The sequence below is a fragment of the Mesorhizobium sp. M2A.F.Ca.ET.043.02.1.1 genome (assembly GCF_003952405.1).
Lineage (GTDB): Bacteria > Pseudomonadota > Alphaproteobacteria > Rhizobiales > Rhizobiaceae > Mesorhizobium.
Map to the genome: position 1 here is coordinate 405,240 of NZ_CP034445.1, position 25,837 is coordinate 431,076.

At 62.1% G+C, this 25,837-nt stretch carries 26 protein-coding genes and 1 tRNA gene; 13 read left to right on the plus strand and 14 right to left on the minus strand.

All coding sequences use genetic code 11. The annotated features are described in order from the left end of the window. Positions 1-71: 71 nt before the first annotated feature. The 3 genes from EJ068_RS01945 to tig all read right to left on the minus strand — a co-directional run bounded on the left by EJ068_RS01945 (position 72) and on the right by tig (position 3,066). Positions 72-452 carry a cytochrome c family protein gene (locus EJ068_RS01945; RefSeq protein ID WP_127253336.1) on the minus strand — a complete coding sequence of 127 codons (381 nt, stop codon included), beginning with the start codon at positions 450-452 and terminating at the stop codon, positions 72-74. A 371-nt stretch (positions 453-823) separates the two neighbouring features. Then, the gene (locus tag EJ068_RS01950; RefSeq protein WP_189341949.1) at positions 824-1,387 is read right to left on the minus strand and encodes a hypothetical protein; all 564 of its coding nucleotides are present in this window, start codon (positions 1,385-1,387) and stop codon (positions 824-826) included. Between the two features lie 188 nt (positions 1,388-1,575). Further along, complete coding sequence (gene tig / locus EJ068_RS01955; RefSeq protein ID WP_127385991.1) at positions 1,576-3,066, minus strand: trigger factor; 1,491 nt, start codon at positions 3,064-3,066, stop codon at positions 1,576-1,578. 344 nt (positions 3,067-3,410) lie between these two features. Between tig and EJ068_RS01960 the strand changes: the two genes are divergently transcribed. Both EJ068_RS01960 and EJ068_RS01965 read left to right on the plus strand, forming a co-directional pair. Next, positions 3,411-3,495: transfer RNA gene (locus EJ068_RS01960), tRNA-Leu, on the plus strand. A 166-nt stretch (positions 3,496-3,661) separates the two neighbouring features. Next, entirely contained in the window at positions 3,662-4,870 is a 1,209-nt protein-coding gene (locus tag EJ068_RS01965) for an MFS transporter (RefSeq protein ID WP_129554455.1), read from the plus strand. Positions 4,871-4,893: 23 nt separating this feature from the next. Here the strand turns inward: EJ068_RS01965 and EJ068_RS01970 are convergent, their stop codons facing one another. Both EJ068_RS01970 and EJ068_RS01975 read right to left on the minus strand, forming a co-directional pair. After that, on the minus strand, positions 4,894-5,475 hold the full coding sequence (locus EJ068_RS01970; RefSeq protein WP_126082311.1) for a GDYXXLXY domain-containing protein: 582 nt from the start codon (positions 5,473-5,475) through the stop codon (positions 4,894-4,896). Beyond that, entirely contained in the window at positions 5,472-6,590 is a 1,119-nt protein-coding gene (locus EJ068_RS01975) for a DUF2157 domain-containing protein (RefSeq protein ID WP_129554456.1), read from the minus strand. Before EJ068_RS01975 ends, EJ068_RS01970 begins: the two co-directional genes overlap by 4 nt. Before the next feature lie 231 nt (positions 6,591-6,821). Between EJ068_RS01975 and EJ068_RS01980 the strand changes: the two genes are divergently transcribed. From EJ068_RS01980 to trmFO, 3 genes are all read left to right on the plus strand, one after another. Next, entirely contained in the window at positions 6,822-6,962 is a 141-nt protein-coding gene (locus tag EJ068_RS01980) for a DUF1127 domain-containing protein (RefSeq protein WP_082056373.1), read from the plus strand. A 48-nt stretch (positions 6,963-7,010) separates the two neighbouring features. Beyond that, positions 7,011-7,151, plus strand: a complete 141-nt coding sequence (locus EJ068_RS01985) for a DUF1127 domain-containing protein (RefSeq protein WP_082056374.1) — start codon at positions 7,011-7,013, stop codon at positions 7,149-7,151. Between the two features lie 395 nt (positions 7,152-7,546). Next, positions 7,547-8,956 (plus strand): methylenetetrahydrofolate--tRNA-(uracil(54)-C(5))-methyltransferase (FADH(2)-oxidizing) TrmFO, encoded by a 1,410-nt coding sequence (gene trmFO, locus EJ068_RS01990; RefSeq protein ID WP_127253472.1) that lies wholly within the window; start codon positions 7,547-7,549, stop codon positions 8,954-8,956. 9 nt (positions 8,957-8,965) lie between these two features. On the opposite strand, the gene EJ068_RS01995 is transcribed toward trmFO, so the two are convergent. Continuing rightward, positions 8,966-10,285, minus strand: coding sequence for a twitch domain-containing radical SAM protein (locus EJ068_RS01995; protein WP_127253471.1), 1,320 nt, complete (start codon positions 10,283-10,285; stop codon positions 8,966-8,968). Between the two features lie 205 nt (positions 10,286-10,490). Here EJ068_RS01995 and EJ068_RS02000 point away from each other — a divergent pair, with 205 nt between their 5' ends. From EJ068_RS02000 to EJ068_RS02025, 6 genes are read left to right on the plus strand one after another with little or no spacing between them, the layout of a single operon-like run. Continuing rightward, positions 10,491-10,925: a PqqD family protein gene (locus tag EJ068_RS02000; protein ID WP_126082307.1), complete on the plus strand. Its 435-nt coding sequence runs from the start codon at positions 10,491-10,493 to the stop codon at positions 10,923-10,925. A gap of 5 nt (positions 10,926-10,930) precedes the next feature. Continuing rightward, positions 10,931-12,007, plus strand: a complete 1,077-nt coding sequence (locus EJ068_RS02005) for a hypothetical protein (protein WP_127253470.1) — start codon at positions 10,931-10,933, stop codon at positions 12,005-12,007. Continuing rightward, the gene (locus tag EJ068_RS02010; protein ID WP_189342095.1) at positions 12,004-12,744 is read left to right on the plus strand and encodes a glycosyltransferase; all 741 of its coding nucleotides are present in this window, start codon (positions 12,004-12,006) and stop codon (positions 12,742-12,744) included. The genes EJ068_RS02005 and EJ068_RS02010 overlap by 4 nt, the downstream gene beginning before the upstream one ends. After that, entirely contained in the window at positions 12,745-13,479 is a 735-nt protein-coding gene (locus EJ068_RS02015) for a glycosyltransferase family A protein (protein ID WP_126082304.1), read from the plus strand. Next, entirely contained in the window at positions 13,476-14,984 is a 1,509-nt protein-coding gene (locus EJ068_RS02020; RefSeq protein WP_128315136.1) for a nucleotidyltransferase family protein, read from the plus strand. Before EJ068_RS02015 ends, EJ068_RS02020 begins: the two co-directional genes overlap by 4 nt. Next, positions 14,981-15,781 (plus strand): Stf0 family sulfotransferase, encoded by an 801-nt coding sequence (locus EJ068_RS02025; protein WP_128298432.1) that lies wholly within the window; start codon positions 14,981-14,983, stop codon positions 15,779-15,781. The genes EJ068_RS02020 and EJ068_RS02025 overlap by 4 nt, the downstream gene beginning before the upstream one ends. 153 nt (positions 15,782-15,934) lie before the next feature. Here EJ068_RS02025 and EJ068_RS02030 read toward each other — a convergent pair whose 3' ends face one another. The 7 genes from EJ068_RS02030 to yajC form a co-directional block, all read right to left on the minus strand. Beyond that, positions 15,935-16,885 (minus strand): sterol desaturase family protein, encoded by a 951-nt coding sequence (locus tag EJ068_RS02030; RefSeq protein ID WP_189342093.1) that lies wholly within the window; start codon positions 16,883-16,885, stop codon positions 15,935-15,937. Next, positions 16,885-17,310: a hypothetical protein gene (locus EJ068_RS02035; protein WP_127253825.1), complete on the minus strand. Its 426-nt coding sequence runs from the start codon at positions 17,308-17,310 to the stop codon at positions 16,885-16,887. Before EJ068_RS02035 ends, EJ068_RS02030 begins: the two co-directional genes overlap by 1 nt. An 80-nt stretch (positions 17,311-17,390) precedes the next feature. Then, complete coding sequence (locus EJ068_RS02040; protein WP_189439083.1) at positions 17,391-18,233, minus strand: phytoene/squalene synthase family protein; 843 nt, start codon at positions 18,231-18,233, stop codon at positions 17,391-17,393. 18 nt (positions 18,234-18,251) lie between these two features. After that, positions 18,252-18,641, minus strand: coding sequence for an Mth938-like domain-containing protein (locus EJ068_RS02045; RefSeq protein ID WP_095815316.1), 390 nt, complete (start codon positions 18,639-18,641; stop codon positions 18,252-18,254). A gap of 124 nt (positions 18,642-18,765) precedes the next feature. Next, the gene (gene secDF, locus EJ068_RS02050; RefSeq protein WP_127252334.1) at positions 18,766-21,315 is read right to left on the minus strand and encodes a protein translocase subunit SecDF; all 2,550 of its coding nucleotides are present in this window, start codon (positions 21,313-21,315) and stop codon (positions 18,766-18,768) included. An 89-nt stretch (positions 21,316-21,404) separates the two neighbouring features. Continuing rightward, entirely contained in the window at positions 21,405-22,418 is a 1,014-nt protein-coding gene (locus tag EJ068_RS02055; protein WP_127252332.1) for a hypothetical protein, read from the minus strand. Positions 22,419-22,469: 51 nt separating this feature from the next. Then, on the minus strand, positions 22,470-22,808 hold the full coding sequence (gene yajC / locus EJ068_RS02060) for a preprotein translocase subunit YajC (protein WP_041004168.1): 339 nt from the start codon (positions 22,806-22,808) through the stop codon (positions 22,470-22,472). Between the two features lie 266 nt (positions 22,809-23,074). Between yajC and EJ068_RS02065 the strand changes: the two genes are divergently transcribed. Further along, positions 23,075-23,947, plus strand: coding sequence for an ATP-binding protein (locus EJ068_RS02065; protein ID WP_127252330.1), 873 nt, complete (start codon positions 23,075-23,077; stop codon positions 23,945-23,947). Between the two features lie 10 nt (positions 23,948-23,957). On the opposite strand, the gene EJ068_RS02070 is transcribed toward EJ068_RS02065, so the two are convergent. Beyond that, on the minus strand, positions 23,958-24,767 hold the full coding sequence (locus EJ068_RS02070) for an AraC family transcriptional regulator (protein ID WP_127252328.1): 810 nt from the start codon (positions 24,765-24,767) through the stop codon (positions 23,958-23,960). Positions 24,768-24,879: 112 nt separating this feature from the next. On the opposite strand from EJ068_RS02070, the gene EJ068_RS02075 reads away from it, so the two are divergent. Beyond that, positions 24,880-25,770 (plus strand): NAD-dependent epimerase/dehydratase family protein, encoded by an 891-nt coding sequence (locus tag EJ068_RS02075; RefSeq protein WP_127252326.1) that lies wholly within the window; start codon positions 24,880-24,882, stop codon positions 25,768-25,770. Positions 25,771-25,837 lie beyond the last annotated feature (67 nt).

Here is a 25,837-nt window from a genome sequence, read left to right on the forward strand (position 1 = left end):
CGCTGCCGGCATAGCGGCGCGTGGGCGCGGCATTTCAACAGCGTAGCTGCAGGGCGACCAACGACAGTGGCCTATTTGGAGAACTGCTTCAGGTAAGCGATGACGTTGGCTATGTCCTTGTCATCCTTGAGGCCGGGAAATGTCATCTTCGTGCCCTTGACCATCGCCTGGGGGGCGTGAAGGTAGGTCGTCAGGGTGGACTCGTTCCATTTGAGGCCGGACTTTCCAGCCGCGATCATGGCCGCGGAATAAGTGAAGTTGGGGTGCGTTCCGGCAACGCGCCCGATGACCCCGTGCAGAGACGGACCGACCCTGTTCTGGTCCTGGTCGGCAACGTGGCAGGCCTTGCACTTGGTGAAGACCTTCTCGCCCGCGGCGGCGTCTTGCGCCTGCGATGGGCTTGCGAAGATGGTGGTAGCGGACAAGACGATGAAAAGCGCTGTTGCACGCATCGCATTTCCTCCCTGATGGTCTCGTTTTTGCGTCGGAACGATCGGCGCCACACCGGCCCGCTTGCGTGCGCCACGCATTAGAGCGGAGGATCCGGGTTTCTTCAGTGGAATTGCGGCACCTATATACCACAGAATCGTGCAAATGGATAGAAAAAGGCGAGCTTTTGCCGAGGCTTAGGCCCGCACAATGCGATGCTCGATATCATCGGCAAGGTGTTTGGGTGCCCCATGACGACCGCCGAACTGGAAAGCCTGTTCTAAGGCATGTCTCCTGAAAGGGTCATCCGGTTCGGGAAAAGACAGGCGTAAAATTAAAGACCTAAAGCGCATGGAGCGAATCTGAAAGATCGCGACGTGCTTCTGGCCGCGAGTCAAGGTGGATCGGTTTTGCAGCTTGCGGCGATCTGGCCGATCGCTTTGGAGAGACCTGCAAGTTCGAAATCGGCCTCGCCGCGCCCCGACAGGAGGCCGAAGCGCCATGACAGCGTCAGCCGGCTCGCTGAAACCAGGCGCTTGATGCCGTCGTCTCCGTCCCTGACCAGCGTTCTGCCGCGCGGGCCGACCGACCAGCTTTCATCGGTCTTGCCGCCGTCGACAATGACGGAGATGGTGATCTTGCGGCTGGCGGAGACCGGATCCTTGAGCTGTAGCCATTCGCTCCAGCGTGGTTCGCCATCGCGCCGGCAAGCCAAGGTCAGCACCGGGCTGTAGCCCAGCGCTCCGCCCCCTGTGATGAGCTTGTTGATGGCATGCAGCGAGGCCGTTATCTGGGCGTCGCTGCCGGTGTCGACGCGCCAATTGCCGATATCCGGCTCGGTCCGGGCGCCTCCTTCAGCCGCCGCCAAGAAGAGGGCCGGGACATCCGGCTCGGCGCGGACGCTCCCGCCGATCGCCACGAACAAGAGCGTCGCGGCAACGACTAAGCCTCTAACCATGAACCCAGCCTCACAAACGCCTAGACCCCGCGAACGCCATCGAAAACAGATAATCTTCAACGGTTGGTATCGCCAGCGGCAGCCCATCAAGACAAGTTGCGTGTGTTGCCGCGCCGCCACAATGACACAGGCCGTAATGAAAAAGGCCGCCCGAAGGCGGCCTTTCGAAATTGCGGCGCTGAAACCGGTTATTCGGCTTCCTTGGCGGCCTTCTTCTTCGGCGCAGCCTTCTTCTTCGGCTCTTCCGCATCGCCGGCGGCTTCGCCCGCCTCTGCCTTGGCTTCGGCCTTCTTCGAGGAGGCTTTCTTGGCCGGTTTCGTCTTGGTCGCGGTTTCAGCTTCCTCGTCGTCGGCCATCAGCTCGTCCTTGCCGACCTTGACGTCGTTGACCGAAATCTGGCCGAGCAGATAGTCGACGACCTTCTCCTCGAACATCGGCGCGCGCAGCGCGTTGATGGCTTCCGGATTGCTGCGGTAGAACTCGAAGGCTTCCTGCTGCTGGTTGGCCGGGAAGCGGCGCACCTGCTCGAACAGGCCGCGCTGAAGTTCCTCGTCCGACACGGTGACGCCGGCCTTTTCGCCGATCTCGGCGAGCACCAGTCCGAGCCGCACGCGGCGCTCGGCAAGGCGCATATATTCGGCGCGCGCCTCTTCTTCCGTGGTCTCTTCGTCGGCGAAGGTGCGGCCGGCAGCCTCGAGGTCGCGGTTGACCTGAGCCCAGATGTTGTTGAACTCGGCCTCGACGAGCTTGGAGGGCGCCTCGAAGGAGTAGGATGCGTCGAGCTGGTCGAGCAGCTGGCGCTTCACCTTCTGGCGGGTCATCGAGCCGAACTGGTTCTCGAGCTGGCCGCGCACGATCTCGCGCAGGCGCTCGAGCGATTCCAGGCCGAGATTCTTGGCCGTCTCGTCATTGACTTCGAGTTCGCCGGGCGCCGACACTTCCTTGACGGTGACGTCGAAGGTGGCTTCCTTGCCGGCCAGATGCGCCGCCTGATAATTCTCCGGGAACGTGACGGTGATCTGCTTCTCGTCGCCGGCCTTCGCGCCGATCAGCTGGTCCTCGAAGCCCGGGATGAACTCCTTGGAGCCGAGCACCAGCGGCTGGTCGGTGCCGGCGCCGCCGGCGAAAGCCTCGCCGCCGATCTTGCCGACATAGTCGATGGTCACGCGGTCGCCCTCGGCGGCCTTGCCGGTCTTCGGCTCATAGCTGCGCGCCGATTCGGCAACGCGCTTCACCTGATCGTCGACTTCCGATTCCGGCACGTCATAGACCTGACGCGTCACCTTGATGTCGGAGAAATCCTTGATCTCGATCGCCGGGATGACCTCGTAGTTGAGGCTGAATTCGAAGTCGGAGCCGCCGGCCAGGATCTTCTCGGCCTCCTTCTCGTCCTCCGTCATGATCACTTCGGGCTGCATGGCGGCCTTTTCGCCGCGGCCGGTGATGATCGAACGGGTCGAGTCGTTGAGGATTTCGTTGACGACCTCGGCCATGAACGACTTGCCGTACATCTTGCGCAGATGCTGCACCGGCACCTTGCCCGGGCGGAAGCCGTTGATGCGCACCTTGTCGCGGGCATCGGTCAGCCGCGCCATCAGCTTGGCTTCCATGTCACCGGCCGGCACGGTGATCTTGATCTCGCGCTTGAGACCGGAGTTGAGCGTTTCGGTGACCTGCATCCTAGAACCTTTGTTTTCAACAATGAGACTGCCAAACGGTCCTAGCCGTTTACAGCCTGCCGGTATGATGTTGCCGGAAATGGCTTTTGGAACGGAACCTGGCGATTTGACCGCTAGTGCGGATCAAACTCTCCTGAACTACGCCTTGCCAGATGCGAATAAGTTTCTGTTTTTACTATAACTTTTCACATCTTGCAGAAGCGGAAACTCACGTTCCGTCACATTCGACACGCCTTTTGTCACAGGCTAGGCCAATTTTCAACTATCTTCGCGTCTAGCCGGATAAGCATGATCTGAGCCTCGACATTGACAGAATGATGGCTACATGGGATTGCCGGGGAAAAGCGGATGTGGCGGAATTGGTAGACGCCCTGGATTTAGGTTCCAGTGCCGAAAGGCGTGGGGGTTCGAGTCCCTTCATCCGCACCATCCTTTGCTCTTCGAGCTTCGTATGGCAGGCCACCTAAAGCTCGAAGAGCCGACCTCCGAAGCCCTGGCGAAGGAGGACCGACGCCAGGCCTTCTGCTCTATGCAGTCATCAAACCGACATTGAGGCTCTGCTAGCAGGCGGGTTTGCAGTCGACCGGCCACCCGCATGCGCATCGCGATTCTGGACAGGACTATCGTTCGAACCCTGATCGTGCTTGCGATCGCCCAGCTCATGGGCTGGGGATCGGTCGGGCTGTTGGCTATCGTCGGCAGCCAGATAGCCGCCGACCTTCAAATCAGCATAGCGGCGGTGTTCGCCGGCAATTCGGTATTTTATGTGGTCATGGGCCTGTGGGCGCCGCCGCTGGCAAAGGCTTTCAATGCCTTCGGCGCCCGCAAGGTGATGATCATGGGCACGATCCTTGCCGCTCCGGGCTTCGTGGCGCTGGCGGCCGCGCACGGGCCGGTTCTCTATTTTACCGCATGGGTCATCCTTGGCACGGCTGGGTGCGCGATGCTGACGACGGCGGCCTACATCATGCTGAACGAGGTCGCCGGCAGCAGCGCCAAGAGCGCCATTGGCGTGCTTATGCTGATGACCGGCTTGTCGAGCAGCATCTTCTGGCCCGCCGCCGCCTTCCTGTCCGGGCTGATCGGCTGGCGCATGACTTACCTCGTCTACGCGGCGGCCATGATCGTGGTCTGCCTGCCGCTCTATGCCTTCGGCTTGCCGCGCCGGCCGCCATCGCCGAAAGCCTCGTCAACGGTTCCGGCAACCCGGAAAACTCCAGCCGTGCCGGCAGGCATCTTCCGTCTGATCGTTTCGGCGATCACGCTCAATGCCTTCGTCACGTTCGGATTCAGCGCCATACTGATCGAACTGCTTAAGGCCGAGGGACTTCCCGCCGGAGAAGCCGTCGCCTTCGGCTCGATGCTGGGCATCCTTCAGGTCGGCGCCAGGGGCGTCGATTTTCTGGGCGCTGGACGCTGGGACGGGATGACCACCGCGCTTTTCGCCGGATTGGCGCTGCCGTTCGCCATGCTGCTTCTCATTCTGGGTCACGGCACGCACTGGTCGATTGCCGGCTTCATTCTCCTCTATGGCTTGGGCAGCGGCATTCTTGCCGTGTCGCGGGCAACGATACCTCTGGTGTTCTACGACCAGGCGGCCTACGCGCGGGCCGCATCCAACATCGCTCTCCCGCTCAACCTGATTTCCGCCATATCGCCGCCATTGCTGGCCGGACTGTTGGCGCATTTTGGCAGCGAAGCCGTGCTCGGCCTCGCGATGCTCTGCTCCTGCGGCGCGTTTGTGGCCTTGCTGCGCTTGAACCGACGCCGTCCGGCTAGGGCCACTGCTGGAACCGTGACTTAAGGTGGGTCGAATGTTGACACATCTCAGTAAAGCGGCTCCTGGAACAGCGCCTTGTCGCCGTCCATCAGCGCCTTGATCTGTGCCGTGCCGTCGGATGCGAGCGCAAGCTTGATGCCGAACGGCCGCACGCGCATGTCGTCCTGGATCGCCACGCCCTCGCCTTCCGGCAAATAGAAGCGGTCGATCCCATAGTCGGGCGCGATCGTCGCGTCCGTATCACGAAGGCCCCAGCCCTCAACGACATGGCCGGCAATGTCTGCTTCGCCCTCGCCTGCCGGCGCGGGCGCCTGGCCGAACCAGGCGGTCGTCGGCTGCCAATAACCGTCGGCGCCCTTCCTGAGCCGCACCACGATCGATGTGTCCTCGCTGGAGAACTTGCCTTCCGGAATGTTGGCGATCAATTTCACCGGAATGCGCGAAATGTTGTTGTTGAGAGAGATGTAGTCGCCGCGCAGGAGATCGCGCGGATCGACGGGCTGGACTTTCAACAGCACTTCCTTGCCGTTGCGCAGGATCGCCGCGCGGCTGGCGATGATCCAGCTGAGAAAGCCGATCTGGACAAGCGCCAGCACCAGCGCGGAGATGATCAGTTTCTTGCCGGTCATGCCGCTGCTCCTGTTCCGGCAGGCGCTTTCATGCGCTTTTCGATGCGGATGATGACCAGCGCCAGCATGCCGAGCAGCACCGCCGCCGCCAGGAAGAAGCCGGCCGTATCCAGCATCGACCTCAAGGTGACGCTGTAGATGATGGCGAGTTCGAAGGCGAAGCCGGTATAGGCCAGCCAGCGCAAGCCCCTGCTCTCGCGCCCCGCCAGCATGATTGCCGCCACGATACTGGCCAGCGCCACGATCGAAGCGACGGCAAACCCGCTGTTGTTTGTGCTTTCATCGGCCAGCTCGAACTGGATGATCGCCATGCCGGTGAGGAAGCCGAGCAAGGCATGCAAGGGCAGCCGGCCGCCGAGCTGGAGGATCCTGTCGATCGGATCGCCGGCAAAGACCGAAGCGGCAAAGAGCAGCACCGAGACGATGTCCAGCGACATGGCCACCGGCAGCGTGTCGTGATCCATCGCCGACAGAACCAGATAGAGAACGACCGACAAAATGAGGAGGTGGCGCGCGGCCCGGCTGCGCGTCCAGAACGAAATGGCGAACAGGACGATCGCCATGACGATGAAGAGATGCGGAATTTCCGCGCGCCAGTAGAAGCCGAATCCCTTGAGGACCAGCCATGCGTCGGCGATGCCGACCGCCGCCACGGTCAGCGGATTTGAACGCAGCGCGACCGCCGCCAGTGCCGTACCGACGCACCATGTCACCAGCGCCGACGCCTCGTCGCCGGAAAGATGGTACATCTGTCCGATCAGCGCGATCGATCCGCCGAACGCCGCCGCGGCAACGATCCACAGCGCCTCGCCGATCGCGGCATGGTCACGCGTCTTCAGCACCGCGCCGCCGACATAGCCGGCAAGAATGACCGCAAACAGAGCCGCCACGCGAACGAGACGCGGGAAGGCCTCCCAATTGGCGGCGACGAAGATCAGGATCGCGGCGCTGAACAAAAGCGCCGCCATCATCGCCAGGATGGAGCCGAAGCTCAGAGACGCGCGCTCATTGGCGGCGACATCGCACGCCAGCGCCTCCGCCGTGGCGGGATCGATCAGCCCGATCTCCCGCCAGCGCGCGATATCCGCCCTCACCCTTTTAGCATAGCCCGCCATGCATTTCCCCCAAGCCCGACCACTTCCTTAGCGAACAGCCAAACCGTTGACGCAGCGGCATTTTTCGATTGGCCTTCTTTGTGACGCAGGCGTGAATGGCGGTTAATGTTGCATTGCACAATTTGCATTGCTGCCATGCGCCAACGGCACTTTTAAATCGATACGATCCCACTTATTTTCTGTTCGTACACAAACGGAATGATCCGAACTAAAGACGAAACGAGAACTACCATGAACCTGATCCGCAACTACCGCAACTGGCGCCGCTACCGGGAAACCGTTTCCGAGCTGAACCGCCTGTCGAACCGTGAACTGACCGACCTCGGCATCAGCCGCAGCGACATCCACTACGTCGCCCGCAAGGCGGTCTAATCCGCTTCGGACCGCAAATGGTCCGAACCATTGAAGAGAGTTAAGACAATGAACCTGATCCGTAGCTACCGTAACTGGCGCGTTTATCGCGAGACGGTTTCCGAGCTGGGTCGGCTTTCGAACCGTCAGCTCCATGATCTCGGCATCGTCCGCGACGAGATCAAGATGGTCGCCCGCAAGGCGATCTAAGCAAGGAATTTCGCAGGGTCGACCTCCTCCCCGACCCTGACGAATGAGGTCAACCTTCACCTCCTCCCGAGGGTTGACCACCGAAACGGCGCCCGCCGGACCTCCTCCCCCGGCGGGCGTTGTTCAAGAAGCGAACGTAGTTCGTCTTCAAGCGAACGAAGTTCGTCTTCGAAGGTTTCGCCCTTCTAAAAAAGGCGAAAGAGATTTCGTCAAAGCCGACCTCCTCCCCGGCGATGACGAATTAGGTCGATCTTCACCTCCTCCCGAGGATCGACCCCCAAAACGACACCCGCCGGACCTCCTCCCCCGGCGGGTGTTGTTGTTTTTGGCGCCAGTTTCTCGCCGTTGCCGCCCGGCAATTGCAATCGGGCCGCCAAGCGATTATTCCGGCGCTCATGAGCAAAAACATCGTACACGTCATCGGCGGCGGCCTCGCCGGCTCCGAAGCGGCATGGCAAATCGCCGAGGCCGGCGTTCCGGTCGTGCTGCACGAGATGCGCCCGGTGCGCGGCACCGACGCGCATAAGACCGATGGTCTGGCCGAGCTCGTCTGCTCGAACTCCTTCCGCTCCGACGACGCCGAAAACAACGCGGTCGGCCTGCTGCATGCCGAAATGCGGCTGGCCGGTTCGCTGATCATGAGCGCCGGCGATGCCAACCAGGTGCCGGCCGGCGGCGCGCTGGCCGTCGACCGCGACCGGTTTTCCGACGCGGTCACCGCGAAGATCGAAGCGCATCCGCTGATCACCATCCAACGTGAGGAAGTGCCTGGGCTGCCGCCGGCGGACTGGGACCAGGCGATCATCGCCACCGGTCCACTGACGGCGCCGTCGCTGGCACAGTCGATCGCCGAGGCGACCGGCGCCGACGCGCTGGCCTTCTTCGATGCCATCGCGCCGATCGTGCATTTCGACACGATCGACATGAACACCGCCTGGTTCCAGTCGCGCTACGACAAGGTCGGTCCCGGCGGCACCGGCAAGGACTACATCAACTGCCCGATGGACAAGGACCAGTATTTCGCCTTTGTCCAGGCGCTGCTGGAGGGCCAGAAAACCGAGTTCAAAGAGTGGGAAGGCACGCCCTATTTCGACGGCTGCCTGCCGATCGAGGTGATGGCCGAACGCGGCGTCGAGACGCTGCGCTACGGCCCGATGAAGCCGATGGGCCTGACCAACGCCCACAATCCCTCGGTCAAGGCCTATGCGGTGATGCAGCTCCGTCAGGACAATGCGCTGGGCACGCTCTACAACATGGTCGGTTTCCAGACGAAGCTGAAGCATGCCGAGCAGGTGCGCATCTTCCGCACCATTCCTGGGCTCGAAAATGCTGAGTTCGCGCGCCTCGGCGGCCTGCACCGCAACACCTACATCAACTCGCCGACGCTGCTCGATCCCTCGCTGCAGCTGAAATCGCGGCCGGGTCTGCGCTTTGCCGGCCAGATCACCGGCTGCGAAGGCTATGTGGAAAGCGCCGCGATCGGCCTGCTCGCCGGCCGCTTCGCCGCCGCCTCGCGGCTCGGCCACGCGCCCGCGCTGCCGCCGGCGACCACCGCCTTCGGCGCGCTGCTGAACCACATCACCGGCGGGCATATCGTGTCGGATGATGAGCCCGGCAAACGCTCCTTCCAGCCAATGAACGTCAATTTCGGCCTTTTCCCGCCGGTCGAAGCGCCGAAGGCCGACGGCAAGCGCCTGCGCGGCAAGGACAAGACCGTCGCCAAACGTCATGCGATCACGGCGAGAGCGCTGGCCGATTGCAGGGGGTGGCTCGGACTGCCGCCACAGGCGCAGGCTGCGGAATAAACGCCCCGATCAACGCGCCGTTCGTCGCCAGAAGCTGGCCGCGGCACGGCGCGCTGCTGAGATGAAGCGTCTCGCGGTACCGGACAAACCGTGCGCCGATACCAGAATCGGGCCAATTTCCGTCAGGACATTCGACGTCGATTCGGATCTCAGCCGGTCAAGAGCGTCCATGCGCTTTGCCAGCCTTGGCAGCTCGGACGCCAGATCCTCTGACCGCATATAGCCAATGACGCCATTCACGTAGCGTTGCATTTGTTCGGCACCGGCGCCTGGTTCCGACTGCGCCAGGAAGGAACGCAACTTTTGCTCGATCTTGCGTTTTTGCCTCTGCGGAAGCACCTGCGTGCGCATGAATTTCGGCTCTTGCAGAGAGTGCATGTGGATCTCGGATGCCCTGGCCTCGCACTCGTGCCGCAAGGCATCCAGAAGCTCGACCAAAGTGCTGACGTTCAAAGCGGAAACGGTTATGCCGAACTCCAAGTCCACGCCCGGACATTCCCGTCGCAGCCGGATGATGTTGTCGACGAATAGCGGCCAGTCGAAACCGTGCCGAATAAGGGCACCGCGGGCACCAGTGTCGTCGACACTTGCTTGGACACTGACATTCTCAAATGCGTTCCACAGCTGGAATATCGATCTTCCGCCCAAGCCCGTGACGGACATGTTCGTATTATAGCGCAGGCTGACATGGGTTCGTCCTGCCTCGATCAGAGCATCCAGCAACCGATAGTGCTCTTCCATCAAAAGCGGTTCGCCGCCAGCGAAGTAGATCGACTCGATATTGTCGATCCAGCCCGACATCTGGTCCATCATCTCGGTGGCCGAGGCGAAGCTCTTGATCTCGGCTTTGTCACCCGCGGTGACGCCGATGGCGCGGCCATCGGTGAACCACTTCGAACTGGCGCCGTGCCAGCAGCTTCGGCACTTGAAATTGCACAGGTTCGAGAACCTGACATCGAGCGCCGCCGGCGATGCCGGCGCGGCCGCGAAGGGTTCATCCGCGGACGCAAGCCGCCGGTGCCATGCGCTGAACTGGCGATTCATCTGCTGGCGCAGGCTGTCCCCCTCTCTTTCGTCACGGTCGAAACATTTCCAGCACTGCCCAACCGGTTCCTGCCGTGCAAACCGATGTCGTATCTGCTGCAGCGCCTCGCTGCTCCAGGCTCCCTTCAGGCCTTCTTTCCGCACGTGGCCTATTGATCCGTCGAACTCGCAGCAAGGCGAGATCGCGCCATCGGTCGCGACATGCAGATTAATCCACGGCATGACGCAGAAGCCGTCACCGCTCCCGGGGGAATGGCGGTCCTTTTCACGGTTCAGCTCTCTCATGCCGGCTCACGACCATGCGCGACGGCCGCTCGGCCGGGTGTGGAATTCCATTGAAGACTCCGCTTGTGCGCCACGGCGTTCCTCAGCCAATCTGCGAATTCAGTTGGGTTGCTTCGAATGAAGCGCTGCAAATCTTTGACCAAGGAACACTTCCCCCACGCGGCCCCTTGGTGTATCACCCCGCCATTTAGGGGCAAAGGGCGGCATGATGTTGGGCGTCGTCTTAGACGAAACAAATTTGTCGAGCGAGATCTTCGACGGTGAAGTCGTCGCGGTGAACTTTGCGACCGGCAAGTATTACGGCATGAAGGGGAGCGCGCAGCTCATCTGGGAGATGTTGCGTAAGCCTGTCGATCCCACCATGATCGAGACGGCGTTGAGGACGGGTTATCCCGACTTGGACGACGATGACATTGCCTCGGTGCGAGGCTTCCTCGACCTCCTCGCGGAGGAAGGCATACTTCTGCCGGCCTCGCCGATCGAATTGCCCAAGCTGCCCGACATTTCCAGCCGCGCATCCTTCATGAGGCCGGAGCTGGAGATTCACACGGACTTGCAGGAGCTGATTGTCCTCGACCCCATCCATGACGTGGATCCGGGCGGTGGATGGCCGCTGCGGCGGGAGCTGGGGGACAGCTGATCCGAATGGTCCGAGCCGCCGTCGATCCCCGTACGGCGCCTGCAGCATTCGTCCGCCGCGTCATTGCCGACGCGAGTTTCCGGTGGTACGAATCCGGCGCTGAGCATCGCTTTCGCCTTGGCGGGTTGACGCTGCGGCTGCGCACATGCGGAACCGCGCTCGATCCGGTCATCCTGCCGGTTCTGCGTCATGCGCAAACAACGGGAGCCACTGCGGAAGACCGCTCGATCACTGTCTATGCCGTCTCGCATGAGGACGACGGCTTTCCGGCTCCGCCCGCCGAATGGCCCTTTGAAGCCGACGAGGCCGATGCCGTCACCCGGACCGTATGGGACAGCGAGGCCGGCGTCGCAATCGTATCCGACGAGAGCCGCGGAATCTGGCATCTGCACGACCTGTCCGCCGGCACCGGCGTCTATTGGGTGGGAGCCGCTGCCCGGCTGCCGGTCTGGGAATACGGGTCTCCGCTGCGCCACCACATCCATTGGGGCGCGTTGGCCACGGGGCACGCGATGCTTCATTCCGCCGTTGTCGGCGAAGATGGCGTGGGCGTGATGCTCGCCGGTCCGGGAGGTTCCGGCAAATCGACGCTGACGGCTGCCGCAATTTCCGCGGGGATGCAGACCACGGGCGATGATATTGTGCTGGTGTCGCAGTCTGGGGCAGACTGGCGAAGCCACTCGCTCTTCGACACCATGAAACTCACCGGGATGGCGGAGATCCTCTTCATCGGGCTTGCCGCGCAAGCAGTGAACCGGGACCGTCGCCCGGGGGAAAAGGCGCTCGTCCCGATCAGCACGACGATACCGGATGCGCTGGTCCCGCAAATCGCGGTGAAAGCTCTTGTCTCCTGCAAGCTCACCGGCGAGGATGCTTCGACAATCCGTTCCGCTTCACGGTTCGATATGATCCGTGCGCTCTCGCCAAGCACGTCGAAGATCTTGCGGACCGGCCATAACGAGATATTCCAGCAGGCCGCCAGCCTGTCGCGCTCGCTTCCATGCCACGAGTTCCTGATCGGCAACGATCCGATGGAGGCGGCAACCGTGCTGCGAGGGTTCGTGCGGGAACTCAGAGCATGAGCGACAGCCCAACGATCAGCGTCATCATGCCGGTGCGAAACGGCGAGAAATACATCGCCGACGCCCTGAAAACCATACTCGACCAAGCGTGGCCGGTGCAGGAAATCCTGGTTGTCGACGACGGCTCGACCGACCGCTCGCGCGAGATCGTCGAGACCCTGGCTTCGCGTTTCCCGGCGATCCGCGTCCTCGACGGGCCGCGGCGCGGCCCGGGACCCGCGCGAAATGTCGGCCTGAGGATCGCCGGCGGCGAGTTCATCGGCTTCCTGGATTGCGATGACCTCTGGCCGGCCGACAAGCTCTCGCTGCATCTCGCACGCTTTGCCCGAACGCCTCATATGGATGTCGTTTCCGGCTTCGTCAGCTATTTCAACCGGCAAATGACGGATGCCCCCGCACCCGATCCGGCGGCGATAACAGATGAACTTTTCCATGTTCATTTGGGTGCGACCCTCTATCGCCGGACAGTTTTCGACCGGGTCGGGATGTTCGACGAGAACTTCCTTTATTCCGAAGATGTCGACCTCATGCTCCGGATCCGCGAAGCCGAAATTCCGATGACGATCCTCAACGCGGTGACCCTGTGCTACCGTCGGCATGCAGAGTCGATGACAAGCACCTACACGGCAGAGGAGAAGCGCGACTTCAACCGCGCCCTGATGCAGTCGCTCATGCGTCGGCGCAAGAGCGGCAACGCAAGGCCGTTGCCTCCGTTCAAGCATCTGATGGAGGAGTGAGTGGAAACGCCGTTTTTCAGCGTCATCATTCCAGCGTGGAACGCGTCCGCCACGCTTCATGAGACGCTCGACAGCATCGCGGAGCAGAATGACCATTCGCCGCGGGAAGTCATCGTCGTCGATGACGGTTCGAGCGACCGCACGGTCGAGGTCGCTCAGGGCCACGCTTTGCATCCGCGCATAGTCAGGAAGGTCAACGGGGGAGCGCCGTCCGCATTCAATGTCGGCATAAAGGCCGCCCAGGGCGCGGTTCTTGCGTTCCTCGATGCCGACGACCTCTGGATGCCCGACAAGCTCGCGCTGCAGCGGGCCAGGCTCGACTCCGATCCCTCACTGGATGCAGTGTTCGGCCACAGCGAAACCTTCGAGAGCCCGGACTACCCCTCCGAAGCCTTTGTCTCTCTCCACTATAAGAAAGGCCGCTACCCGGGCTACCTCCTGAGTTCGCTTGCCGTTCGGCGAAGTGCTGTCGAACGGCTCGGCATCCCGTTCGACGAAAGCTTGCGCACGGGGTACTTTATAGATTGGTACCGCAGGGCCATCGCCGCGGGCATGAAAATGACCATGCTGGACGAGACGGTTCATCGACGTCGTATTCGACCAGGCACGTTGTCCAGAAGGGTAGCCGTCGCCGGCAGCGCACCGGCCGGCATGGCATCCGACTTTCTTGAAATCGCACGCCGGGCGCTCAGGGCCAAGAGGGGTGATGATGATGGAGAAAGAGGGGGGCAATGAATTGGCCTCTCTGGTACCCGTCTCTTGATCGCGCCTGGCCCGCTGGCGATCACGAGCGCCTCCTGCTGGCCGCCGTGCACGTCGATCCGGTGGCGGCCGAAAGGGAACTGCGCGCCTGGATCGGCACGCACGACCTGAACGACTGCACGTTCAGCGAGCAGCGGCTGATTCTCGCCGCCTGGAACAGGCTTGGGCCTGGTTTGAGGGATCTGCCGGATGCGCCGAGGCTTGCCGGGCTTCAACGGATGCTATGGACGCGAACCATGCTTCTGATGAGAGAATGCCAACCGGCATTCGCGGCGCTGGCTGTGGCGGACGTGCCGATGATGCTCATCAAGGGAGCCGCGCGTGCCGCTGATCCCGTTGGACGGGGTGGACGCTCGTTCCACGACCTCGATATCGTGGTCCCGCGGAACCGGCTGGGCGATGCCCTGGGCGTGTTCGTTGAACTGGGCTGGGAGCCGTCGAGCGGTTCCAGCGCCATGCGCATGCTGACGCAGGCAGCACGGCTGCGCAGCGTCAATCTTCACAAGGACCGCTACGGCGACATCGATCTTCATGGCTGCATCTTTCGTCCGGGCCAGGGCAGCCTCGCCGACGACGACCGGGTCTGGGCGCGGGCCAGATCGGTGGAGTTCAATTCCGTGGCCTGCGGACTGCCGGTCCGGGAAGACCTGGCGGTGATCGCCATCGCAAATGGCAGTCTCGACGCCCACGCCAACAGCGACTGGCTGGTCGATCTGTCCCGCCTCATCGTTGAACCCGGTTTCGATTGGAAGCTGTTTTCCAATGAGATTCTCGCCCGCGACATTGCGGTGGCGACATTGATCGCGCTTGGCTGGCTAAAAGTGCGGGCAGGCTATGCGGTCGATGCAGAGGCGATGGAACGCTTCGAGGCGGCTCTTCCCGGGCCGATGGCCGCGTGGATGGCTTTCGTTCAAGCAAGGCCCAGGCAAAGTGAGACTCCCGCCGGCGCCGCCCTTCGTTGGCTTGCAAAGACGCGTCGCAAATCGCTTGAGCTGGCCCAGTCCGAACCACGCGGCGAGCAGAAAACGAGACCGCGCCTGAAGACGAAATTCAGCAGGGGCTTGCCTGCTGGCCAAGGCGAGCTGCGCGCCGATCTGCCTCTTCCCGCTTCCGACCGCGCCGGCGTCTTGCGCTTGCACATCCGATTGCCGGCGTCGGTGAAGTGGCGGCGTCTCGCCTTCGAGATCAACAGCGACGCCGGGCATGTTGCCGCCTTTCATGTGCGCCCGAAGCTTCCGCGCGCGGGCACCGCATTGGAAATCTTATGCGAAATCCAGCTTGACACTCCCGCTGGCGCGACAAGGGTCTGGCTTGAAAGCCGGCCGCTGCGATCTTCGCGAATGCTGACCGAGGAGAACGCCGCGCGCTACGCCGCCCCCCGGTTCTCGCTTACCAGTTCGGAATTCCGCCCCTTCGCACACCCGGGAGCGCTCATCGACGGCAGTTCACGCGAAGGTCCCGCGAAGGAAACGCAATGAAAGGTCTGCTAATCTTGTCGGAGGCGCGGAGCGGCTCGACTTGGGTGGCCTCGCTGACGAACAGCACCGGGAAATTGGGTAACGCCCGCGAATGGCTGAGGGATGAGACGAGTGAAGCACCCCAGACACTCGCAGCCGAACAGCACTATCAGAAAATAATGGATAGATCCTCGACAGATAATGGCGTCTTCTCGGTCAAGATATTTCCGCATCATCTGCGTGATGTTTACGACAAGCGAAAATACGACTTCATAGAGAGATGCCTTCGCGACCATGAGATTCTCGTAATATTGCTCGAGAGAATGGACCGTCTCGGTGCCGCGATATCCGCAACACGCGCATCTCAGTCAGGGCAATGGTCCAGGACAAGTGGCGGCGGCGACGAGAATAGTGCTGAGAGTTCGGTCGCATACGATCGCGCACAGATTCTCGAGAACATGATCTATATCGGCGAAGGCATGGCGTTCTGGAGAAATTACCTCGCGCTGAGGTCCATCCAATACGTTCCGGTCTTTTACGAGCAGATTATGAAGGGATGGCGCGAATATGTGATGGACGTCGCCGGCAAGATGGATGTCTCGATCGACGCAGAGCAGATCTCGAACGACCTCTACGAAGTTCAGCGCGACGCGCTATCGATGGAATGGCGAAGGAAATTCGAGGCCGAAAACAAATCTCGTTCCCTCGAAAAACTATACGCCTATGGCCATACATACCCAAGAACCATTGGAAACCTTCTCAGGTTTCTTCTGAAAAAGGAAATCCGCTCGAGGATCAGGTTCAGGGATTACACATAAAGACCGCCGTGACGCTTCGTTTCGGCACCATGACGGTTCCAGTTACCGTTCGTTCTGCCGCTGTCGCCGAAGCTGCGTATCATCGACAGGAATTTTGCGGACACCGCCGCGATGGCAGTTGCTGCAAGCGGCAGCGCTCTCTCCTCACCATGACTATTCCGCCGGCTCGGCACGCGCTGGCGGCAATCCCGGCTTGCCTGCTTGGGAAGGATTTCGCCTGACATAGGCCGCCTTCAGCGTTTCCGACGTGTCGCGCGAGCCGTCATGGCTCCAGCCCGGCGGTTGGATGAGATAATTGACGCGCTCGCCAGGCGTCAGCCCCGGCGCCAGCGCATCCTTGAACATGCCGATCCATTCGTGGAACGCGACCTTCAGCGGATTGAAGGTCCCGATATTCTTGACGATGCCGTAGCGCGGCCGGTCTTCCTCCAGTTCCTCGACGAAGGTGCCGAACATGCGGTCCCAGATGATCAGCGTGCCGGCATAATTGGCGTCGAGATAGCGCGGGTTGGTGGCGTGGTGGACGCGATGGTGCGAGGGCGTGTTGAAGATGAACTCGAACCAGCCCCACATCTTGCCGATCGTCTCGGTGTGGATCCAGAACTGCCAGACAAGGTTGAAGCCGAAGACGAAGGCGATCACCGCCGGATGGAAGCCGGCGAGCACCAGCGGCGCCTGCAGGATGAAGGTGAAGGTGAACAGGCCGGTCCAGCTCTGCCTCAGGGCCGTCGAGAGATTGTAATGCTGGCTGGAATGATGATTGACATGCTCGGCCCACACCCAGCGCACCCGGTGCGCGATGCGGTGATAGACATAGTAGCGCAAGTCATCGAGCAGGAAGGCGGCGACGAACACCCAGATGGACAGGCCGAGATTGAAGACACGGAACTGCCAGAGCCACAGCAGCGCCCAGTAGGACACGACGCCGAGCAGCAGGCCGGCGACGACATTGCCGGTGCCCATCACCAGGCTGGTCAGCGTGTCGCGCGTCTCGAACGATCCCTTGGCGCGGCCGGTGCGCACCAGCCAGAGCTCGATCAGGATCGCTGCGACGAAGAAGGGGATCGCAAGCTGGGTGACCTGCGGGAAATTATACTCGTCCATCACGCCGCCTCCCGGATCCGATCGCTGTTCTGCAGGGTCGCTGCCACCGCTCGCGCATCGGCTTCGTTGGCAAAAGCAAACCGCCCACCTTTCCAGGTGAAATCCTTCAGCCGCAGCGACACCGCTTTCCCTTCCCTCGCCAGCGCCAGAATGTCGTGCGGCGTGACGATGCGCGTCAGAAAACAATCGCCGATGCTCTGGACGATGCCGCAGCGTTGCGGGCCGAGGTCGAGAAACGCGGCATGATTGTCGGCGGTCAGCCGCACGGCTTCCGGCCTTTCGTCGGGAAAATCATCGGCAAAGCGTGCGAGCGCTTGAGCCGCGCCGGCAAGCGTCGCGGTTGTCGTGCCGCCGGTGAAATGCACGGCTGCGACCGACAACGCAATGCCGAATGCGACGAGGACGACCAGGACTGGCAGGCTCATGGGAACGCGGCTCCTCCGGCGGCCCGCATTTCTTTGACGCGGGTCCACGCGACAAACCCCTAGCACGGTTGACGTTTACGTCAAAGGGGCATCCAGCCTCGCATCGCATGCCGCAGGAGCAGCCAGTGCCGGCCGAAGGTGGAGAGCGCTGCCGTCCTGCGGAGCGCCGAAGCCTTTTCCATCTTGTCGAGATAGGCGTGGGTCAGCGCCAACGGCAGAAAGGCCGGCCGCAGCGAAACGGGAAGCGCCGGCGCTCCTTTCTCGAAGGCGTTGAGATGCTCCCGCGCCAGCGCGATCATCGCCACAACCGCGCGCTCGGCGGCAGCCCCGCCCTCTCCCTTGACGAACTCTTCCGGCGTCGTACCGGCTGCCGCGAGGATGTCTGCGGGCACAAAGCATTGGCCGCGTCGGCGGTGCAGCGGCAGCATAAGCAGCAGGCCGGTGATCGCCTGGGCGCAACCGGCCCGGCCGGCGAGTTCGGCAAAGCCCGGCGCCGCCGCCGGATCGAGCACCATGGCCGCAAGCTGGATAAGTGCTGCGGCCGTTTCGCCGCAATAGCCCTCGAGATCGGTACGCGACGGCATCGGGTCGTCATAGAGATCAAAGATGCGCGCCTCGAGCATGTTCTCGAAAGCACTCTTCGGCAGCTTATTTGCGGCAATCGTCGCGCGCAGCGCATCGGCGGTCGGGTGGCCCGTCCCGGCATCCCCATCGGCCGCGACAACGTCGCGCCACCATTGCAGCCTGACCTCGCCCGGCAGCGGCTCGTGGATGCGATCGCGCACGCCGGCGATCTCGGCGTTGAAGGCGTAGAGCGCAAGCAGCGCGCCGCGTTTGTCGGCCGGCGCGTAGAGCGCCGACAGATAGCGGTCATGGTCGGCGGCGCGCACCGCGTCCATGACGATGTCGCCATTCTTGACGATGTCGAGCGTGCCGGCCATTCAGTCGACGGCGATCAGCGCGGCGGCCACGGCGCGGTCTTCGGCCAGCAGCACATTGTAGGTCCGCACCGCAGCGCCCGTCGACATCGGGTCGGCGGAGATGCCGGCCTCCTTGAGCGCGGCGCGCAGCGCCGCCGGCAGCGGCCGCAAATCCTTGCCCATGCCGACCAGCAGTATCTCCACGCGGTCGGCTTCGGCGAGCAACTTGTCGAAGTCCGAGGCTTTCAGCGCCAGCGGATCGGCAGGTTCCCAGCCATGGATGCCCGACGGCAGCACAAGCAGCGATCCGCGATGCGACATGTCGGCAAAGCGAAAGCCACCATTGCCATATGCTTCGATCGCCGCCTTGCCGGGGAAATGCGCCTCGCGGATGATGATGCCTTTGGCCATGGATCTAGAGCATGATGCCGAAAAATGTTGAGCGGTCTTCGGACGCCATCATGCGCTGTCTCTCTGATTAGAGCCGTATGATTTCAGGTCGAGTCGACCTGAAATCATACCGGCGCTGATGGCGTCAGGTCGTCAGAGCCTTGCCGTTCACCGGCTTCTTCTCCTCTTCGGCAGCGACCTGCGGCCGCAACCGGAACAGGATCAGCAGCGGCGCGGCGATGAAGATCGACGAGTAAGTGCCGAACACGACGCCGAACAGCATGGCCAGCGTGAAGGAGCGGATGACCTCGCCGCCGAACAGCACCAGCGCCAGCAGCGCCAGCGACGTCGTCACCGAGGTGAGCGTGGTTCTCGACAGCGTCTCGTTGATGGCGTTGTTCAAAAGCTGCGGCAGCGGCATCTTCTTGTATTTTCTGAGATCCTCGCGGACGCGGTCATAGACGACGATGGTGTCATTCAGTGAGTAGCCTATGATGGTCAGGATCGCAGCCAGCGACGACTGGTTGAACTCCAGCCCAGTCAGGACGAAGAAGCCGATCGTCATGACCACGTCGTGCACCGTGGCGACGATGGCTCCGACCGCGAACTGCCATTCGAACCGGAACCAGACATAGAGCAGGATGCCGACCAGCGCGATCAGCATGGCGATCGTGCCTTGCTTGGCGAGCTCGCCGGAAACCGTCGGTCCCACGACTTCGACGCGACGGAAATCATACTGGTCCTGCAGCTCGCCCCGCACCTTGTCGATGACGGTCTGTTCGGCATTTTCGCCGGCGTCCTGCGTTCCCACGCGGATCAACACATCGTTTGGCGCGCCGAATTGCTGCACCTGGATTTCACCGATGTTGAGGTCCGACAATCGCGAGCGGATGTCGCCAAGATTCGCGTCGCCCTGCTTGGATTGCACCTCGATCAGCGAACCGCCCCTGAAGTCGATGCCGTAGTTGATGCCGAGGGTCAGGAATCCGACAACCGAGAGGATGGACAACGTGCTTGAAAGCGCAAAGGTCCAGCGGCGAATCCCCATGAACGGGATCTTCGTGCCTGGCGGAATGAAGGTGACCGGGGCGCGCGGCAATTCCTTCGGACGAGCGCGGCGCAGCCAGATCGCCACCAGCATGCGGGTGAAGGTGAAGGCGGTGAAGACCGTGGTCAGGATGCCGATCGCATAGGTGACGGCAAAGCCTTTGACCGGACCGGTGCCGAGGAAAAACAGCACGACGGTCGCGATCAGCGAAGTGACGTTGGAATCGACGATGGTCGCCAGGGCCTTGGAGAAGCCGGTGTCGATCGCCTGAATGACTGAGCGGCCGTTTCGTCGCTCCTCGCGGATGCGCTCATAGATCAGGACGTTGGAGTCCACCGCCATGCCGATGGTGAGCACGATACCGGCGATACCCGGCAAGGTCAGCGTAGCGCCGAGCAGCGATAGCGCGCCCACGATCATCGCCACGTGGACCGCGAGCGCGACGTTGGCGATAAAGCCGAGGAAGCCATAGGCGACGAACATGAAGGCAACGACGAGGATCGAGCCGATCACGCCCGCCACCTTGCCGGCGTGGATCGAGTCCTGGCCGAGGCCCGGGCCGACTGTGCGCTCTTCGATGATGGTCAATTTCGCCGGCAAGGCGCCGGCGCGCAGCAGGACGGCGAGGTCGTTGGCGCTCTCGGCCGTAAAGTTCCCCGAAATCTGCCCCGTGCCGCCAAGGATAGGTTCACGGATGACCGGCGCCGAGATGACTTGATTGTCTAGCACGATCGCAAAAGGTTTGCCGACATTCTGCTGGGTCGCCTGGCCGAACCGCGTCGCCCCGCGGGAATTGAAGGTGAACGAAACGACCGGCTCGTTGGTCTGCGAGTTATAGGTCGGCGTCGCGTTCGACAGGTCTTCGCCCGACACGATGACGCGGTTTTCAACCAGATAAGGAACGGGAGGATCGTCCTGCGAGTAAAGGACGGAGTCGCCGGGCGGCGGTCGATTTTTCATCGCGTCCTGGACCGGCACCGACGTATCGACCATCTGGAAGGTCAGCTTGGCGGTCTGGCCGATGATGTCCTTGAGCCTTTGCGGATTTTGCAGTCCGGGCACCTGAACCAGAATGCGATCGTCACCCTGCCGCTGCACGATCGGTTCCGTGGTGCCGAGCGCGTTGACACGCCGCTCCACCACTTCGATCGCCTGCGACAATGCCGTTGATGTGCGATACTTGATGCCAGCATCCGTGACGGTGAACTTCAGCAACCCAGGCTCGGAATCATCCAGGGTCATCGACTGAACGGAACCACCGCTAAAGAGCCCGGCCGCGACCGGATTGGTTATCGGCTTCAGCGCCGTCTTGGCGGCTTCGACCTGGCTTGGATCGTTGATGCGCACCTGAACGGTCCGGCCGGTTCCGCCAAGGCCGGTGTATTGGATCTTGGCGTCGCGCAGCAGCGTCCTGATCTCGTCGCGCGTGGTCTCCAGTTGATCCTTGATCAGGTCGTTCTGATCCATCTGGAGCAGGATGTGCGAACCGCCCTGAAGATCGAGGCCGAGCGTCATCTGCCGCTTCGGCACCCAACTCGGCAATTGCGCCAGCGTGCTTGCCGGGAAGAGATTGGGCACGGCGAGGATCACTGTGATGGCCACGGCGAGCCAGATCAGGACCATCTTCAGGCGCGAGAAATAAAGCATTCGTTCTTATCCGTTCAGGCGTACAAGCGGCAGCGTTCCGCCATCGGCTAGGTTGTCAGCTATGGTTATCGTTCCGACCACGGCCGGCCCTATCGCGCTTCCTCGACGATTGTCAATCTCGCCGGCAGCGCGCCGGTGCGCAATAACACGGCGAACTCCTTGGCGCTCTCGGCCGTGAAATTCCCCGATATCTGTGCGGTGCCATTCTCAATGGGTTCCCGGATGATGGGCGCTGAAATCACCTGATCGTCCAGAATCACCGCAAACGGCTTGCCGATATTGCGCGTGGTCGCCCACTTGAAACGTTGCGTACCCTTGGAATCGAGCCGGAATGCGACGACAAACTGTTCTGTCGAACTGTCGTGGGTCGCTTTCGCGTCCAGCACACTGTCGCCCGAGACAAGCACCCGGTCTTCGATCAGATAGGGAACTGGCGGATCGTCCGGCGTGTAAAGCACGGTTGAACCGGCAGGCGGCTGGCCATTGACCGCGTCGTCCACCGGCATCGAAGTATCGACCAACTGGAAGCGCAGCCGACCCTGCCGCGCAAGGGTTTGCGCCAGACCGTGCAAATCCGCGACGCTCGGTGCCTGAACCAGTATGCCGTCATCCGTCAACTGGACCGTGGCATCGGCCACGCCAAGTTCGTTCAGGCGGTTTTTGATGACTTCAATCGACTGTGTGAGCGCGGCAGAGGTCCGATACTTCGCGCCGGCATCGGTCATGGTGAACTTCAGCAAGCCAGGCTCACTGTCGTCGAGCGCAAACTCCTGGACCGGACCTTCCTTGCCGGCAAGGGGATCGACCACTGCCCTGAGCGCCGCCTTGGCGGCCTCGACCTGCGCGGCATCGCTAATGCGCAGCTGAACCGTGAGGCCGGATACAACAAGGCCGTTATAGTGGATCTTCGGTTCGGCGTCGCGAAGCAGCGTCCTGATCTGATCCCGCATTGCTTCCAGCCGGCGGCTTCTTACCTGGTCCGTATCGAGGTGAAGCAGAACATGTGCGCCCGGCACCGATGCAAAAACAGCCGGCGCGCCGAAGACCATCGAGACCAGGGCAAGCCCGATCAAAACGATCTTCAGGCGCGAAAAATAGACCATATGTTGCCGTTCGTCGGAGCCCTGCCCGCGGCCATCGCCGCGGGATTGCGCTTACTTCTTGGCGTTCTGGTTCGCCACCGGCTCGCCCTTGACGCGCACGTCCGAGATCGTCGAACGCAGCGCCGTCACCTTGGTTCCGCCGCCAAGGTCGATCTCCAGCTCATTGTCGTCGATCACCTTCGTCACCTTGCCGACGAAGCCGCCGCCGGTCACCACCGTATCGCCGCGGCGCACCGCCGAAAGCATTTCCTGGCGCTTCTTCAGCTGCGCGCGCTGCGGCCGGATGATCAGAAAATACATGATCACGAAAATCAGGACAAACGGCAAAATCGAGATGAACATGTCTGGCGAAGCGCCGACGCCCTGGGCGTATGCCGGTGTAACGAACATCAAGAAACTCCTGGATGGTGAAATTCCGCCGCGGCCGCCCCGCGAAAATTTGGCCGGAATATAGTCGGTAAACTTGCCAATGCAACTGCGCTGCGGGCCCAATCCGTTGCTTTTCCAGCCGTTTGCGGCGTGCTAGAGCGTCGCAGCGGAAGCGGCTTCGAGGCCACCGAAAGATCATGCTCCAACAAAAGCTTGGACCTGGTTCTTGCAGCGATGTCATGGAAGCTGCTCCCACACGCTGAAAGACCTCAACAAAAAGACCCAAAATGACCGACAGCCTGGACGCCTTGAACAAGAAACTGGATCGCCTGATCGAGGCGGTTTCCCGTCTCGCCCCGCCGCCGGTGCCGGAGACCGACCTGGGTATCGCCGACTGTTTCGTCTGGCAGGCCGATCCCGGCTATCTGGAGCCGGTGCGCAAGGTAAACCGAGTCGACATCGGCCTGATCCGCGGCGTCGACCGCGTACGCGATATCCTTCTCGACAACACCGAGCGCTTCGCTTCCGGCTATGCGGCCAACAATGTGCTGTTGTGGGGCGCGCGCGGCATGGGCAAATCATCCCTGGTCAAGGCCGTGCATGCCACCGTCAACGCCTCCGACAAGCTCGACCGGCCGCTGAAGCTGATCGAGATCCACCGCGAGGATATCGACACGCTGCCCAAGCTGATGGGCCTTCTGAAGGCGGCGCCTTACCGGTTCATCCTGTTTTGCGACGACCTCTCCTTCGACCACGATGACACCTCGTACAAGTCGCTGAAGGCGGCGCTGGAAGGCGGCGTCGAGGGCCGGCCGGGCAATGTCATTTTCTACGCTACGTCCAACCGGCGGCATCTCTTGCCGCGCGACATGATCGAAAATGAGCGCTCGACCGCCATCAACCCTTCCGAAGCGGTCGAGGAAAAAGTCTCGCTTTCCGATCGTTTCGGCCTGTGGCTCGGCTTCCACAAATGCTCGCAGGACGAATATCTCGACATGATTAACGGCTATGTCCGCTATCACGACCTGGCCATCGATCCCGAGCAATTGCGCGCCGAAGCGCTGGAGTGGGCAACGACGCGCGGCAGCCGTTCCGGCCGTGTCGCCTGGCAGTTCACGCAGGACCTCGCCGGCCGGCTCGGCAAGCCTCTGAAAGACTGAGGAGCGGACGTCACTTCTGCGCCCGCCGCAGATCGCGCGGCGTCTGGCCGGTCTCGCGGCGCATCCAATGCGCCAGGTGCGACTGGTGCGCGAAGCCGGTCAACGCCGCGACCTCGCTCGTGCCGAGATCGCCGCGCCGCAACAGGACGCACGCCCTTTCCACGCGGCGTCGCAACACGTAGCGATGCAAGGTGACGCCCATCGCCGCCTTGAACCATGTGCGCAGATGCGAGCTGCTCGCGCCGGCGACCCGGCTCAGGCGATCGATCGAAAGCGGCTCGTGAAGAGCAGTCTCGATGTGGTCGAGGACACGCTTGAGCTGGGCGTCCGACAACCGGTTCACTCGACCCACGTCCGGGCCATCGAGGCCAAGCAGCCTCACCGCAAGCGCCGCGCCGATGCTGTCGGCAAACAAAGAGCCGCTTGGTGCGCCGCCGGCGAGATCGCTCTGCAGCGCTCGAGCGAGATGCTCGATGCGCTGGTCACGCAGCAGATGGCGGGTGTCGAGCCGTGATATCAGCGCCTTTCCGCCAAGTTCCGCGGCAACTCTTTCCATCAAGGCCGGCGGCAGGACGATCTCCATCGTCTCGAACGGCCTTTCGGCCTCGAAGCCGCCCTCCTCGCCGGCCGGCACCAGGTCGATGTCCCCGGCGCGCCTGACGAAATATCGCCCGGCCTGATTGCAGTAGGAGCGCGTTGCCGCGCTCGCATGCACCATGATGCGGTGGTGCGGCGCCCGAGGCAGCCGATGGACGCCTGCCTCGACGTGCCGGGAAAGCATCGTGACGTCGGATGGGGCCGGAGCGAATTGCGGAAGCATGCTCTCTCGATTCATGGCAAAACCTGTTCAAGATTTGGCAATTCCGGCGCGATTTTCAACGCCGCAACCTTGTACTCCCTCCCCTCCTTCAAAACATGGAAGAGAGGTTGCCATGAGTTCATATGTTGTTGTCGGCGCGGGCCCGGTCGGACGCGAGACGGCTCGCCTTCTTGGCGAGGAAGGCCATGATGTCATCCTGACCAGCCGAAGCGTCGGCTCGAACGCTTTGCGCAATGTGCGCTCGATACAAGCCGACGCCACCGACGCCTCGGCGCTGTCGCGTGTCTGCCGAGGCGCCGACGCAGTGTTCATGTGCGCCATGGCCACTTATCATCGCTGGCCAACTGACTTTTTCCCCATACTCGACGGCACCGTGCGCGCGGCCGAAGCAGTCGGCGCCAGGCTCATCGTGCTTGGAAACCTCTACGGTTACGGCAAGAATGGCGAGAGCCCGCTGCGCTCCGACATGCCGCTTGATCCGAATTCGAAGAAGGGAACCGCCAGGACGATCATGTGGCAGCGGGCGGCCCGTGCCAGCGTGCCGGCGATCGAGATACGTTCCAGCGACTATCTCGGGCACGGCGCGATCAGCTACTTCTCGCTGATCGCCCTGCCCTCCATCATCGAGGACAAGCCTGTCGCCTTCATTGGCGACCTCGACGCCACTCATGCCTGGAGCTTCACCAAGGACGTCGCCAGGACGCTCGTCGCAGCCTCCCGCTACACGGGCGAATGGGGACGGGCGTTTCATGTCCCCTCCCAACACGCCTCCCCCAACGAGCTCATCCGCAAAACCGCGGCGATGCTCGGCCGGGATATTGCCGAGACGCACTCCTACTCCATCCCCGAGATGGAAGCGCTGGGCATGCATGAGCTGATCGAGATGACGTATCTCTTCGAGAGCCCCCTGCTGGTCGATTCCTCCGACGCGGAGACGCTTCTGGGCGTTAAGGCCAGCAGCCTCGAGGAGATGATCGCCGACACGCTACGTGATCACCTTTGAGCCTGCATCCCGCACAACTGAAAAAGCCCGCTCCTTGCGGAACGGGCTGAAGACGGCGGGCCGGACT